Annotated in this window: 2 tRNA genes and 1 rRNA gene; all 3 read right to left on the reverse strand. The window is 40.2% G+C overall.

Annotated features, from left to right (window positions below):
- Positions 1-163 precede the first annotated feature (163 nt).
- Positions 164-239 (reverse strand) — tRNA-Ala (locus HLH14_RS10135).
- Between the two features lie 80 nt (positions 240-319).
- Positions 320-396: transfer RNA gene (locus HLH14_RS10140), tRNA-Ile, on the reverse strand.
- 61 nt (positions 397-457) lie between these two features.
- Positions 458-520 (reverse strand): 16S ribosomal RNA (locus HLH14_RS10145); the annotation flags it as partial.

The following is a 520-nucleotide window of genomic DNA, read 5'->3' on the forward strand; positions in this document are numbered from 1 at the left end:
GCTAAATTCAATTCAGTTCTGAGCCTTAAACAATTTATTTCAACTCAAATATAATCTGTTAATGATTTTTCTAGCCTTCGTCAGGTCTAGAAACCGTGATAAATCACAGAACTTAATAAACTTAAATAGTTCACTAAATTCTATAATTTCTCAGCTTAATATATGGTGGAGACTAACGGAGTCGAACCGTTGACCTCCTGCGTGCAAAGCAGGCGCTCTACCAACTAAGCTAAGTCCCCAGCTTATCATTAGGTCAATGTATCTTTTAGTGTGTAACTTATTTCCAGATTTTCATCTTTCAATATGCAGTTAGTAGACTTGGTGGGTCTGACAAGACTTGAACTTGTGACCCCACGCTTATCAAGCGTGTGCTCTAACCAACTGAGCTACAGACCCTCAGATACATCTTTATGAAGAACAACTTGTTGTGGATTCTTACCGATCGTCAATCTTTCGTTAAGGAGGTGATCCAGCCGCAGGTTCCCCTACGGCTACCTTGTTACGACTTCACCCCAGTCAT

Source organism: Acinetobacter terrae (assembly GCF_013004375.1).
GTDB lineage: Bacteria > Pseudomonadota > Gammaproteobacteria > Pseudomonadales > Moraxellaceae > Acinetobacter > Acinetobacter terrae.